The 13,056-nt window shown below is 66.0% G+C and carries 11 protein-coding genes; 5 read left to right on the top strand and 6 right to left on the bottom strand.

The features are described 5' to 3' along the window. Nucleotides 1-4 precede the first annotated feature (4 nt). Together J9314_RS09415 and J9314_RS09410 are read left to right on the top strand one after the other, a co-directional pair. Entirely contained in the window at nucleotides 5-1,438 is a 1,434-nt protein-coding gene (locus J9314_RS09415) for an amidase (protein ID WP_210605430.1), read from the top strand. 141 nt (nucleotides 1,439-1,579) lie between these two features. Continuing rightward, the gene (locus J9314_RS09410; protein WP_181273758.1) at nucleotides 1,580-2,095 is read left to right on the top strand and encodes a ferritin; all 516 of its coding nucleotides are present in this window, start codon (nucleotides 1,580-1,582) and stop codon (nucleotides 2,093-2,095) included. 165 nt (nucleotides 2,096-2,260) lie between these two features. Here J9314_RS09410 and J9314_RS09405 read toward each other — a convergent pair whose 3' ends face one another. Continuing rightward, nucleotides 2,261-3,193 carry an AEC family transporter gene (locus J9314_RS09405; RefSeq protein WP_210605429.1) on the bottom strand — a complete coding sequence of 311 codons (933 nt, stop codon included), beginning with the start codon at nucleotides 3,191-3,193 and terminating at the stop codon, nucleotides 2,261-2,263. 82 nt (nucleotides 3,194-3,275) lie between these two features. Between J9314_RS09405 and J9314_RS09400 the strand changes: the two genes are divergently transcribed. Then, entirely contained in the window at nucleotides 3,276-3,746 is a 471-nt protein-coding gene (locus J9314_RS09400; RefSeq protein WP_210605428.1) for an Hsp20/alpha crystallin family protein, read from the top strand. Nucleotides 3,747-3,840: 94 nt separating this feature from the next. On the opposite strand, the gene J9314_RS09395 is transcribed toward J9314_RS09400, so the two are convergent. Beyond that, complete coding sequence (locus J9314_RS09395) at nucleotides 3,841-4,581, bottom strand: class I SAM-dependent methyltransferase (protein WP_210605427.1); 741 nt, start codon at nucleotides 4,579-4,581, stop codon at nucleotides 3,841-3,843. 176 nt (nucleotides 4,582-4,757) lie between these two features. Between J9314_RS09395 and J9314_RS09390 the strand changes: the two genes are divergently transcribed. Beyond that, the gene (locus tag J9314_RS09390) at nucleotides 4,758-6,017 is read left to right on the top strand and encodes an aspartate aminotransferase type Ic (protein ID WP_210605426.1); all 1,260 of its coding nucleotides are present in this window, start codon (nucleotides 4,758-4,760) and stop codon (nucleotides 6,015-6,017) included. A gap of 155 nt (nucleotides 6,018-6,172) precedes the next feature. On the opposite strand, the gene J9314_RS09385 is transcribed toward J9314_RS09390, so the two are convergent. Genes J9314_RS09385 through J9314_RS09375 form a run of 3 tightly spaced genes read right to left on the bottom strand, consistent with a single transcriptional unit; the run spans nucleotide 6,173 to nucleotide 10,963 of the window. Then, nucleotides 6,173-7,027, bottom strand: a complete 855-nt coding sequence (locus J9314_RS09385; RefSeq protein WP_210605425.1) for a 3-hydroxybutyryl-CoA dehydrogenase — start codon at nucleotides 7,025-7,027, stop codon at nucleotides 6,173-6,175. Between the two features lie 35 nt (nucleotides 7,028-7,062). After that, entirely contained in the window at nucleotides 7,063-7,569 is a 507-nt protein-coding gene (locus tag J9314_RS09380) for a peptide deformylase (protein WP_181273763.1), read from the bottom strand. Beyond that, nucleotides 7,562-10,963, bottom strand: coding sequence for a pyruvate carboxylase (locus J9314_RS09375; RefSeq protein WP_210605424.1), 3,402 nt, complete (start codon nucleotides 10,961-10,963; stop codon nucleotides 7,562-7,564). The genes J9314_RS09380 and J9314_RS09375 overlap by 8 nt, the downstream gene beginning before the upstream one ends. A gap of 177 nt (nucleotides 10,964-11,140) precedes the next feature. Here J9314_RS09375 and J9314_RS09370 point away from each other — a divergent pair, with 177 nt between their 5' ends. After that, complete coding sequence (locus J9314_RS09370; RefSeq protein WP_181273765.1) at nucleotides 11,141-11,986, top strand: ParA family protein; 846 nt, start codon at nucleotides 11,141-11,143, stop codon at nucleotides 11,984-11,986. A gap of 370 nt (nucleotides 11,987-12,356) precedes the next feature. Here J9314_RS09370 and J9314_RS09365 read toward each other — a convergent pair whose 3' ends face one another. Beyond that, nucleotides 12,357-12,938, bottom strand: coding sequence for a MerR family transcriptional regulator (locus J9314_RS09365; RefSeq protein ID WP_166971694.1), 582 nt, complete (start codon nucleotides 12,936-12,938; stop codon nucleotides 12,357-12,359). Nucleotides 12,939-13,056 lie beyond the last annotated feature (118 nt).

Below are 13,056 nucleotides of genomic sequence, written 5' to 3'. Positions count from 1 at the left end.
CCCGATGAGCGAGGAACTGCGCTGGCTGTCCACCCGGGAACTCGCCGCCCGAATCGCTGCGAAGGAGATCTCGGCCCGCGAGGCGCTGGACGATCACCTCGACCGCATCGATCAGGTCAATCCCGCGATCAATGCTGTGGTCACCCGCGATGACGAGGCGGCCTATGCCAGCGCCGCCGTTGCCGACGAGGCTCTGGCCCAAGGTGAAAGCCTCGGGCCGCTGCACGGGGTGCCGATGACCCACAAGGACACCCACGACACCGCCGGAATGCGCACCACTTGGGGCTCCCCCATCATGGCCGACCGCGTACCCGACACCGACTCCCTCATCATCGCCCGGCTCAAGGCCGCCGGAATCACGACGACGGGAAAGACCAACGTGCCGGAGTTCGCGGCCGGCTCCCACACCTTCAACGAGGTGTTCGGCACGACCGTCAACCCTTACGACCGGACCAAATCGGCTTCCGGATCATCGGGCGGGGTGGGTGCCGCACTGGCCGCAGGCATCCAGGCTTCCGGTGACGGCTCGGACATGGGCGGGTCCCTGCGCTCGCCGGCCTCGTTCAACAATGTCGTCGGCTTCCGCCCGAGCAACGGGCGCATCCCGCACACCCCACCGGCGAATCCGTACTCCTGGCTCGCCCAGTCCGGATTCATGGCCCGCACCGTCTCCGACGTCGCGCTGCTCATGAGCGTGGCCTCCGGTCCCGAACCCACGGCACCGGCGTCGCTGCCCGAATCGGGAGGTGTCTTCGACCTCCCCGAATTCGGGCTCGGTGCAGGCTACTCCCCCGATCTCACGGGAGTGCGCATCGGCTTCTCCCCCGACCTCGATGGCCTCCTTCCTGTCGAGACGGAGGTGGTGGACATCGTCGGCGGGACGGCTCAGGTCTTCACCGACCTCGGTGCCCGAGTCGAGGGAACGATCCCCGACCTCACGGACGCCGACGAGGTGTTCGGGGTGCGCCGAGCACTCGACTTCGTCGGATCCTGGGGCGCGCTCTATGAGGCCAACCCGGACCGGATCAAGGATTCGGTGGTCTGGAACCTCCGAATGGGTCTCGAGCTGACCGGCGCCGAGGTGGCCTCCGCTGAGGCCGCGCGGGCACGCCTGCATTCGGAGGTCGAACGCTTCTTCTCGAGCGCCGACGTCCTCGTGCTCACGACGTGCCAGGTGCTGCCGTTCGACGCCTCGGTCGAATACCCCACCGAGATCAACGGAGTGGAGCTGTCGAACTATCTCGACTGGATGCGCGCACTGTGCCTGATCTCGGCCACAGGGTGCCCTGCGATCTCCGTGCCCGCCGGATTCTCCGACTCGGGCCTGCCCGTGGGTGTGCAGATCGTGGCCCGGCCGGGAGCCGATGTCGAGCTACTGCGCATCGCCCACGCCTTCGAAGCCGCTACCGGTCATCACCTGCGTCACCCACAGATCTGAGCTGTCCGAAGATGGGGCAGGTATGGCAAACCTGCGGAGAGTTTGCCGAGCCTTTCCACACTGGAACCATTCTAGAAAAGGTGTCAGGATAGTATCTGAGCAGGCGGAACGGATCCGTCTCGAATCGCAAAGGAGTAATACATGCACCTGAGCCCCGCCATGCAGAAGGTCCTCAACGAGCAGGTCACCCTCGAACTCGAGGCCTCCCTCGTCTACCTCCAGCTGTCCATCCAGCTCGACGATCTCGATCTGCCCGGAATGACGCGCTGGATGCGCGCCCAGTCCGAAGAGGAACAGGTCCACGCCGCGAAGTTCACCCAGCACTGCCTCGACCGCGACTTCGCCCCGCAGATCGGCGACATCGCAGCACCGAAGGTCTCCGGATCGCAGCCGATCGACTTCTTCAAGGCCGCACTGGCACATGAGGAGAAGGTCTCCGAATCGATCCGCAACATCTACCGCACCGCGCAGTCCGAGGCCGACCTCGACGTGCTGCCGCTGCTGCACTGGTTCATCGACGAGCAGGTCGAAGAGGAGTCGAGCATCTCCGAGATCATCGGCCGCCTCGAGCGTGTCGGCGACGACGGTGCAGGAGTGCTCCGCATCGACTCCGAGCTCGGCTCGCGTCACCCCGATATCACCGCTGACAGCGAGTGATCGACGCGCACATCGCGTGATCCATGCGCGTATTGCTTGAGTTCCGCACTCATGCATGATTGACGCGCACAGTGCGCAATCGCCACGAGAGGGCGGTCGGTTCCACACAGGAACCGACCGCCCTCTCTGCGCCTTCGCCTGTCTGCGCTTCACCTGGCTCCAAGCTCAACCAAGGACGGCGTGAGCGAGAAGCAGTACGAACGGCAGAGTGATGAGCATGACCACGGTCTGGCCGGCGATGAGGGCGGCCATGAGCTTCGCGTCCCCGCCCAACTGTCTGGCCATCACGTATCCCGAGCTTGCCGTGGCGATCGCCTGGAAGATCATGCCGACGAGAGCCGGCACCGGCGGCACGTCGAAGACCGCGAGCATGAGCAGAGACAGTCCCGGCACGACGATGAGCTTGATGAGCGTCGACGAGGTGATGGCGGCGGCGTGTGCGCGGAATGAGAATCGGCGGAGCCCGGCACCGACGCACAGCAGGCCGATCGGCAGAGAAGCCGCGGCCAGCGGATCGAGGACCATGGCCGCAGGGTCCGGCAGCCCCAGTCCGCTGATATTGGCCGCTCCCCCAGCCAGGCAGCCGACGACGAGAGGATTCGTGATGATGGCCCGCAGAAGTGCGAGGATCGAGCTCGGTGCCGTCCGCAGAAACTCGAAGCCGAGGCTGGAGATGACATTCACCGTCGGTACGAGGATCGCCGCGACGATCGCAGCCACGGCCGAGCCCTCGGATCCGAAGAGGCTGCCGGCCAGAGACAGTCCGATATAGGTGTTGAACCTGATTCCACCCTGCAGCACCGAGGTGAATGCGGGCAGGTCCCGGGCGATGACTCGGCGGGCCAGTACGATTCCGATCGAGACGATCACAGTGGGGATGACGAGCGCGCCCGCCAACCGCGCCACCGGCACATGGGCGACGTCCACCTCGGCGACGGAGGTGAAGAGGAGGACGGGAAGGAGACAATAGTATGCGAGCCTCTCCGCCCCTGACCAGAACTCCTCGCTGCCGAAGCCGGGCAGGTGCTTGAGCACGAGACCCAAGGCGATGAGCACCGTGACGGGAAGGAGGGCGAGAAGCACCGGAACCAGACTCACGAACTGAGAGTTTCATGAGTTCGGAATCATTTCAAAGTTGAGTGTGTTTGACTCAATATAGGAACCGAGCGAAAGGAAGCATATGGCTACACGATTCGACCCCATCCGTGATCTCGATCGATTCTTCTCCGAGGTCACCCGTACACCCAATGCGACGTCTCTGCCGATGGACCTCTACCGCGACGGGGAGGTCTTCATTGCCCGCATCGATATGCCGGGAGTCGACCCCGCCAGCATCGATGTCGACGTCGAGGATCGCACGCTGACCGTTCGCGCACGTCGCGAATCCGAGGTCGCGGACAAGGACGTGAAGTGGCTGACGCGCGAGCGCACCACCGGAACCTACGCCCGCCAGCTCACTCTCGGCAATCGGGTCGCCCTCGATCGGATCAGCGCCGACTACAGTGACGGCGTCCTCACACTGACCATCCCGGTCGCCGAGGAGGCTCGTCCGCGGAAGATCTCCGTCAACCACGCGTCGACGGGCAATCGGCCCGAGGTCGTCGGATCGACCTCGACCGACGGGCCCCAGGCTTCCGGCGGCGAAGGCTGACCAGCACTGCGAATCCCATCTGCATCGGCGGGCCGCTCCCTGCGAATGGGAGCGGCCCGCCGTCTCTGTGCCAGCCTCCGTTCGCCGCGGACTATCAGCTCGCCGTGTGCTCGAGCAGGTAGGCCAGACACATGTACGGCAGATCGACCGCGCCGGTGATCGGATGTTCGGTGCTCAGATACTCCCGCAGATTCGACTCCACCCGGCTGCGCGTCGCTGCGTTCGAGCGCAGCCAGTACGAGCGAGTGCGGGCCAGGTCGACGATTCCGTCGACGTCGAGCGGTGTCGCGAACTCGACGAGACGATGGTCGATGAGATCGAGTCCCCGGCCCGGCCGCGGACGGTACTGCGGACGGTAGACATCGCCGGCATGCATGATTCGGCTCAGTCGCAGCACCCAGTCGATACGCACATCGAGCTGATTGATGAGGATGAGCAGACGTCCGCCCGGACGCAGGATCCGGGAGATCTCCGCCGCCGCACGGTCCTCGTCGAACCAGTGCCACGCCTGCGCCACGGTGACGATGTCGAAGCGATCCGTCTCGGCGCCTGTGTCCTCGGCCGTGCCGATCAGCCCGTCCGCCGGATTGTGTTCGAGAGCAGCGGCGTCTGGGTCGACGGCGAGGACATGGCTGCCGCGCTCACCGAGCTCCCGGCTGAGGATTCCCGTACCGGCACCGAGGTCGCAGACCTGCAGACCAAACCACCCATCGTCCCACCCGTCGACGGCGAGATCGATCGCGGCCGCGGGATAATCGGGGCGCACCTGGTCATAGGTCGCGGCCTGAGCGCCGAAGCCACGTCCGTGCACCGCCTGCGCGCGTGGTCGCACCATCGCTGCCGCCTCTCTCCTCTCGGGGGAAGACCTGTGTGAGTCCTCGGTTGAGGTCGCGCACGTGTGAGCAGACGTGATCGCCGCGTCCCGAATACCACTCTAACGTCGGGCAGTGACCGGAGAATCGTTAGGATGGTCTCAACGGCCTGACCCCAGCTGCGAAGGAACGAACCACCATGCCCTCACCGTCCGACCTGCAGACACGCCTGGATGAGGCGTCGACCGCCTACGAGGAGTTCGCCTCCCGCGGACTCAAGCTCGACATCACTCGCGGCAAGCCCGCCCCCGAACAGCTCGACCTCGCCGCAGACCTCCTCACTGCGGTCTCCGGTGACGACGTCTTCACTGCCAGCGGGGTCGACACCCGCAACTACGGCGGCGCGGCCGGGCTCATCGAACTGCGAGAGATCTTCGCTCCCCTGCTCAAGGTGCCCGCCGCCCAGCTGCTGGCCGGCGGCAACGCGTCGCTGACCTTCATGACCCAGGCCCTGACGTTCGCGCTGCTGCACGGCACCGCCGTCGACGACAGGCCGTGGGGGCAGGGACCGCACAAACTGCTGTGCCCGGTGCCCGGCTACGACAGGCACTTCACTCTGGCCGAGTCACTCGGCTTCGAACTGCTCACGATCCCGATGGACGAAGAGGGACCGGTGGTCGCCGAGGCTCAGAAGCTCGCCGAGGACCCCGCTGTCAAAGGCATGTGGCTGGTCCCGATGTATTCGAATCCCACCGGCATCACCATCACCGAGGCTCGGGCGCGGCAGCTGGCGGCGATGCCGACCGCCGCCCCGGACTTCGCTCTGCTGTGGGACAACGCCTACGCGCTGCATCACCTGCGGGCAGATCATCCTGACAATCTCGACATCCTCTCGCTGTGTGCCAAGGCGGGGAACCCCGAACGGGCGTGGATCTTCGCATCGACCTCGAAGGTCACGCATGCCGGTGCCGGTGTGTCCTTCTTCGCCGGAGGTCCGGCGACCGTGGACTGGATGCTCGCCAACCTCGGGAAGGTCTCGATCGGTCCTGACAAGATCAATCAGCTGCGTCACGTGCGCTTCTTCGGTGATTCGGCAGGAGTCGAGGCGCATATGCGCAAGCATGCCGAGATCATCGCCCCGAAATTCGACGCCGTGCTCACAGCACTCAAGGACGGGCTCGGGGCGGAGAACCTGGCGACGTGGACCAGCCCCGACGGCGGCTATTTCATCACCCTGACGACGATGGACGGCATCGCCGATCGCGTCGTGAAGCTCGCCGCCGAGGCCGGCGTCAAACTCACGCCGGCAGGCGCCACTCATCCCTACGGGCTGGATCCGAACAACAGCATCATCCGCATCGCCCCGACGATGCCGACGCTCGAGGACGTCGAGCTGGCCGCCGCCGGACTCGTCGCCTGCGTGCGGCTGGCCAGCTATGAGAAGCTCATGGCCGGCTGAAGCAGCGTCACCGTCTGAGCAGCCTCGGTGGGCATCTCAGGGAAGACGGCACCGCCCCCGAACCGATCGGTTCGGGGGCGGTGCCGTTTCACGTCAGGTCGCAGCGGCCGGTGAGGCCGACTCGGAGTCTGCAGGCACTCAGCGAGTACGGCCGATCAGTACTCGTAGAAGCCGCGGCCGCTCTTCACACCGAGCAGACCGGCGTCAACCATGCGCGAGAGCAGCACCGGCGGCTTGGTGGCGAGGTCACCGGTCTCTTCGTACATGCTCTGTGCGGCGAAGAGGCAGGTGTCGAGTCCGACGAGGTCGGCGAGCTTGATCGGGCCCATCGGGTGCGCGCACCCGTTGACCATGCCCGTGTCGATGTCCTCCTTCGTCGCGAATCCGGATTCGAGCATCCGGATGGCGCTGCACAGGTACGGGATGAGGAGCGCATTGACGATGAAGCCGGGACGATCCTCAGCCTGGACTGGTTTCTTGCCGAGCACGTCCGTGACGAATCCCGTGACGGTGTCCCTGACATCGTCGGCGGTGAGCACGGACGACACGATCTCGACGAGCGGCTGCACGGGTGCCGGGTTGAAGAAGTGAATGCCGAGGACCCGTTCGGGACGCGAGGTCGACTGCGCGAAGCGGATGATCGGCATCGACGACGTGTTCGAGGCGAGGATCGCCTCGGGGTCGGTGACGACCTCGTCGAGTTCCGCGAATATCGACTTCTTGATGTCCTCGTTCTCACTTGCCGCCTCGATCACGAGCTGGCGGTCGGCCAGATCGGCGATGTCGGTGGTGAAGCGCAGGTTCGACAGAGCCTTGTCTCGGGCGTCGGCGTCGAGCTTTCCCTTCTCGACGGCGCGGCCCAAGGACTTCTCGATCCTCGCCTTGCCGGCAGCCGAGGCCTCGTCGTTGATCTCACGGACGATCACGTCGAGACCGGACTTCGCGAGCACCTCGGCGATGCCGGCGCCCATGAGTCCGCTGCCGATGACGGCGGTGCGTTGAATGGTCATTGTCTGCTCCTATTCGATGTCTGGTGGTGGAAGGTTCAGCTCATGCGGGCGAGGAACCAGTCGCTCGACCGGATCTGCTTCATGGCTTCCCGGCGGCGGTCTTTCGGCAGGGTCTGGATGTAGACCTGTCCGTCGAGGTGTCCCACCTCGTGCTGAAGCATCTGGGCGAACACCTCGGTGCCTTCGATCTCGACAGGCTCATTCTGCGCATCCACACCCCGCACCCGAGCGAACTCGTAGCGCGGGGTCGGGAAGAACAGTCCGGGCACGGACAGGCAGCCCTCTTCGATGTCGCGCAGCTCTCCCCCGAGTTCGACGATCTCGGGGTTGAAGACGCAGCCGGTGCGCCCGTCGAGGTCGTAGCCGAAGGCCCGCAGGCCGACCCCGATCTGCGGGGCCGCGACGGCGGCTCGGCCCTCCGGCCGAGCCGAGTCGACGAGGTCCTCGGCCAGTGCTGCGATGTGTTCGTCGAAGACGGTCACCGGTTCGCAGGCGCTGCGCAGAACAGGGTCGCCCCAGAGGCGGATGTCGCGTTCAGCCATCGATGACTACGACGAGGTCGCCGCCCTCGAGCTGCTGGACATCGGCGATCGCGACACGGGAGACGGTGCCCCCGGTCTGGGTCGTGATCGTCGCTTCCATCTTCATCGCCTCGATCGTTGCGATGGTGTCACCGGCGGCGACCGTGTCGCCCTCGTGCACCTGCATCGTCACGACGCCGGCGAAGGGGCTGCCGACGTGGCCGCGGTTGTTCGGGTCGGCCTTCTCCGCGGTCTTGACCTCGCTCTCGACCGAACGGTCGCGAACGTTGAGAGGACGCAGCTGGCCGTTGAGGGTGAACATCACCGAACGCATTCCGCGTTCGTCGGTGCCGCCGATCGCCTGGACGCCGATGAGTAGGTTCTTGCCCTTGGCCAGTTCGACCGCGTGCTCCTCGCCGGGGGTGAGTCCGTAGAGGTATTCGGAGGTCTCGACGACGGAGAGGTCGCCGTAGCTCGAACGCATCTGCTCGAATTCCTTCGTCGGCCCGGGGAACAGGAGCTCGTTGAGCTTGTCCTTGCGCTCCCGACCGGACTCCCTGAGCGCCTCGGCATCGGCGGGCTCGAGCTTCTCGATGAGGGGCTTGTGCGCTCGACCGGCCAGGGCCTTCGTGCGGAACGGCTCGGGCCATCCGCCCGGAGGATCACCGAGGTCGCCGTTGAGGAACCCGATCACCGAGTCCGGGATGTCGAACTTGTCCGGGTTCTCCGCGAAGTCCTCCGGCGAGACGCCGGCACCGACGAGGTGCAGAGCGAGGTCGCCGACGACCTTCGACGACGGAGTCACCTTGACGAGGTGGCCGAGGATCGAATCGGCCGCCGCGTACATGTGCTCGATGTCTTCGAATCGCTCCCCCAGTCCCAGGGCGACGGCCTGCTGGCGCAGGTTCGACAGCTGTCCGCCGGGGATCTCGTGACGGTAGACGCGGCCGGTGGGTCCGGCGAGGCCGGATTCGAACGGGGCGTAGACCTTGCGCACCGACTCCCAGTACGGCTCGAGGTCGCTGACGGCGTCGAGGCTGATGCCCGTGTCGCGGTCGGTGTTCTCGAAGGCCGCGACGAGGGCCGACAGGCTCGGTTGGCTGGTGGTGCCCGCCATCGACGCCGCCGCGGCGTCCACGGCATCGGCGCCGGCTGCGGCCGCGGCGTAGAGGCTGGCGAGCTGACCGCCGGCCGTGTCATGGGTGTGGACGTGGACAGGCAGGTCGAAGTTCTCCCGCAGTGCGGTCACGAGCTTCGCGGTGGCACCGGGACGCAGCAGACCGGCCATGTCCTTGATCGCCAGAACGTGTGCACCGGCGTCGACGATCTGTTCGGCAAGACGCAGGTAGTAGTCGAGCGTGTAGAGTTCTTCCTTCGGATCGAGGATGTCCGAGGTGTAGCACAGGGCCACCTCGGCCAGTGAGGAGTTCGTGGCACGGACAGCCTCGATGGCCGGGCGCATCTGCTCGACATCGTTGAGAGCGTCGAAGATGCGGAAGATGTCGATGCCGGTGCGAGCCGCCTCGTCGACGAAGGCGTCGGTGACCTCTGTCGGGTACGGGGTGTAGCCGACCGTGTTGCGCCCACGCAGGAGCATCTGCAGGTTGATGTTGGGAACCGCGGTCCGCAGCGCCTCGAGACGCTCCCAGGGATCCTCACCGAGGAAGCGCAGCGCCACGTCGTAGGTCGCCCCGCCCCAGGCCTCAATGCTCAGCAGCTCCGGGGTCATCCGGGACACGTGTCCGGCGACGGCCAGCAGATCGCGGGTGCGCACACGGGTGGCCAGGAGAGACTGATGGGCGTCTCGGAAGGTCGTGTCGGTCACGGCCAGGGCGGTCTGCTCGCGCAGGGCGCGAGCGAAGCCTTCGGGTCCGAGTTCAGCAAGGCGATCCCTGCTGCCAGGACTCGGGTCGACCGACAGATCGATGTCGGGGAGCTTGTCGCCGGGACGGATGCGCACACCCGGTTCGCCGTGGGGACGGTTGACGGTGACATCGGCGAGGTAGTCGAGCAGCTTCGAACCGCGGTCGGCGCTGACGCGAGCGTCGAGCAGCTGCGGACGCTCCTCGATGAAGGACGTCGAGAGATCGCCGGCGACGAACGAGGGATCGTCGAGCACAGCCTGGAGGAAGCCGATGTTCGAGGACACGCCGCGGATGCGGAACTCGGCGAGGGCGCGCTTGGCCCGGCCGACGGCCTGGGGGAAGTCCCGGCCGCGGCATGAGAGCTTGACGAGCATCGAGTCGAAGTGCGGACTCACGGCCGCCCCGGCGTGGACGGTGCCACCGTCGAGGCGGACACCGGCGCCGCCGGCCGAACGGTAGGCGGTGATCGTGCCGGTGTCGGGACGGAACGAGTTCGCCGGATCCTCGGTGGTGATGCGGCACTGCAGGGCGGCTCCCTTGATCCGCATGTCCTCCTGGCGCAGTCCGATCCCTTCGAGGGTCTCACCGGAGGCGATGCGCATCTGCGAGGCGACGAGGTCGACGTCGGTGATCTCCTCGGTCACGGTGTGCTCGACCTGGATGCGCGGATTCATCTCGATGAACACATGCTTGCCCGCACGCGGACCGTCGGTCTCGAGGAGGAACTCGACGGTGCCGGCGTTCTGGTAGCCCAGCGCCTTCGCGAATTTGAGGGCGTCGGCGTGGAGCGCCTCGGCAATGGCGGGATCGAGGTTCGGGGCCGGAGCGATCTCGACGACCTTCTGGTGACGTCGCTGCACGGAGCAGTCGCGTTCGAAGAGGTGGATGGCGTTCGAGTCGTTGTCGGCGAGCACCTGCACCTCGATGTGGCGGGGGCGCTGCACGGCCTGCTCGATGAAGACCGTCGGGTCGCCGAAGGCGCCTTCGGCCTCACGCATGGCGGCCTTGAGGGCATCTTCGAGATCCGAGGCCCGAGCGACTCGGCGCATGCCGCGTCCGCCGCCGCCGGCGACGGCCTTGACGAAGAGCGGGTACTCCATCGACTCGGCGTCTGCGAGGAGCTGCGCGATGTCGGCCGAGGGTCGGGTGGAGTCGAGGACGGGGATGCCGGCGTTGCGGGCGGCAGCCAGTGCCTGCACCTTGTTGCCGGCGAGTTCGAGGACGTCCGCTTTCGGGCCGATGAAGGTGATGCCCGCCTCGGCGCAGGCCCGCGCCAGATCGGGATTCTCCGACAGGAAGCCGTAACCGGGATAGATGGCGTCGGCGCCGCTCTCCTTGGCGACTCGCAGCATCTCCTCGACGCTGAGGTAGGCCCTGACGGGGTGGCCTTCTTCGCCGATCATGTAGGCCTCATCGGCCTTCATGCGATGTTCGGAGTTGCGATCTTCATAGGGGAAGACGGCGACGGTCGAGGCTCCGAGCTCATAGGCGGCGCGGAACGCACGGACGGCGATCTCTCCGCGGTTGGCCACGAGGACTTTAGAGAACATAGGTGTCTCTCACTTCTGTATCGGCCGCACTGGTGCGACTGGTCGACAGGCTGTCGGGAACATACTCTACTCAGTGACCTGGAACACTCTGTCGACCGGGGGTCCACTTTCGACTGAGACGTGTGTCTCGGCGTGGTCGGCGCGGCCGGGCACGGCCCGATACGTTACCGTAGGAGGGTGCTTGTCCTCAGTATCAGCAGCCTCAAAGGCGGAGTCGGTAAGACATCCGTGACGCTCGGTCTCGCCTCGGCGGCATACAGCAGGGGAATTCCGACCCTGGTCGTCGATATGGACCCCCAAGCGGATTCGTCGACCGGCCTCGATGTGCCGACCTCGACGCGCGTCGATATCGCCGATGTTCTCGCTGCTCCGAAGTCCCAGAAGATCCTGTCCGAGGCGATCATCCCCTCGGGGTGGGTCGGCGATAAGCTCGGGCATCTCGATGTGATCTCCGGTTCGCCGCGTGCCGCCGAGTTCGATCGCCCGTCGCTGTCGGAGCGCTATCTGCGTCGGCTCGAGGACGCGCTCAGTCGGATTGCCAAGGGATATCGTCTCGTCCTCATCGACTGTCCTCCCAGCCTCAACGGACTCACCCGCACGGCGTGGACGGCGAGCAATCGGGTCGCCGTCGTCACCGAACCGAGCTTGTTCTCCGTGGCCGCTGCCGACCGTGCCCTGCGCGCGACCGATGAGCTGCGCCAGCGCGGGGCGAGTGACCTGCAGCCGCTGGGCCTCGTGGTCAACCGGGTTCGTGCAGGGTCGACCGAGCACGACTACCGCATCCAGGAGATGCGAGAGATGTTCGGGCCGCTCGTGCTCAATCCGCCGCTGGCCGAGCGGGCAGTGATGCAGCAGGCCCAGGGCTCGGCCCGCCCCATCCACTCATGGCCGGGCAAACCAGCCGAGGAGGTCGCCGGTTCCTTCGACGCACTGCTCGAGCGTGCGCTGCGTTCGGAGAGCATCCGCAGCCGACGCGGCAGCGCTGCGGCGAAGCCGGAGAAGCAGAAGGCCGACAAGCAGTAGCGGAGCAGCAGCAACCGGACGAGGAGTCGCGCCCCGCTGCGAACCCTGCCGGCGCGGGTCGGAGCGGCCCGAGGGGAACCCGGAGCCACCACAACTGTATGTCCGAAGTGCCCACGCAGTGCATTTATGCACTGCGTGGGCACTTCTGCTAGACACTTACTCGAACGAGGCCACGGGTCGGGGTCCACCCAACTCGGACGAGGCCACGGACCAGGCACCGACTCCTGCACACAAGACCTCGGACCAGACATCCGCCTCACCGCACACAAGATCTCGTGCGGGAGCACCAACCCCACCGGGAATCGCGGAGGCGGTCCACCCTGTCGGATGGACCGCCTCGGCGATGGTGATGGGAACTCGGTGAGACTCCTCAGCCGCTCTTGCGTGCGCGACGAGCGGCGAGCTCGTCCATGGCCTCGATGACGGCGTCGTCTTCGGGGATCCGTTCGCTGGGAAGTTCGGAGAGCGTTCCTTCGACCTCGTTCCAGACGCGGCCGACGGCGATGCCGAACACACCTTGTCCGCCCTGCAGGAGGTCGACGACCTCATCGGGCGAGGTGCACTCGAAGACGCTGGCACCATCGGACATCAGAGTGATCTGAGACAGGTCCTCGACACCGCGGGACCGCAGATGATCGACCGCGGTGCGGATCGACTGGAGCCCGACGCCGGTGTCGAGGAGTCGCTTGACGATCTTGAGTACGAGGATGTCGCGGAAGCTGTAGAGTCGCTGGCTGCCGGATCCGGTCGCATTCCGGATCGACGGGGTGACCAGATCGGTGCGGGCCCAGTAGTCGAGACGACGATAGCTGATGCCGACGACCTTGCAGACGGTGGGACCGCGGTAGCCGGCCTCTTCGTCGAGAACGGGCAGATCATCATCGAACAGCAGCCCTTGGGCCGCTGACGGCATCGGCGTCATGTCGACGCTTTCGTGACTTGAGCGGTTCACACCGACTCCTCCTTAAAGTCCCTGGGGGAAGCGAAGGTCGCTTGGAAGGACCGAGAACATAGTCATTCTAGCCCTCTTCCCAGCGAACCTACAGTGGGATTCAACAACTCCAAGTTAT

Source organism: Brevibacterium oceani (assembly GCF_017948325.1).
Classification (GTDB): domain Bacteria; phylum Actinomycetota; class Actinomycetes; order Actinomycetales; family Brevibacteriaceae; genus Brevibacterium; species Brevibacterium oceani.
Note: the sequence above shows the minus strand (reverse complement) of the source record. Positions and strands in the feature narration are given on the sequence as shown.